Here is a 273-nt window from a genome sequence, read left to right as displayed (position 1 = left end):
TTGCCCTCCCAGGGCGTGCGCCCTCCGATCTCACCTTCCGGAGGCTCGCCATGTCTTTCGTCGTCAATGACTCCTGCGTGGAGTCGCTTTCCGCCGTCGCAGCCCAGCATGAGGACTGGATCATCAAGCAGGCTATCGCGTTGCTGGAGAGACGGATCTTCAAAGTCGGACCGTGCCTCAGCCAACCGGCCGCCGTGCGGGACTACCTGCGTCTAAAACTCGTCGCTGAGCCCAACGAAGTATTCGCAGTCGTGTTCCTGGACAGCATGCATC

General features: G+C 60.8%; 1 pseudogene. It reads left to right on the top strand.

The window, feature by feature from the left end:
* Positions 1–50: 50 nt before the first annotated feature.
* Positions 51–273, top strand: a pseudogene (locus K206_RS0137170) (DNA repair protein RadC); the annotation flags it as partial.

Origin of the sequence: Cupriavidus sp. WS (assembly GCF_000395345.1) — a bacterium.
Lineage (GTDB): Bacteria > Pseudomonadota > Gammaproteobacteria > Burkholderiales > Burkholderiaceae > Cupriavidus > Cupriavidus basilensis_B.
The sequence above is the reverse complement of the archived record's forward strand: the minus strand, read 5'-3'. Positions and strand labels throughout refer to the sequence as shown.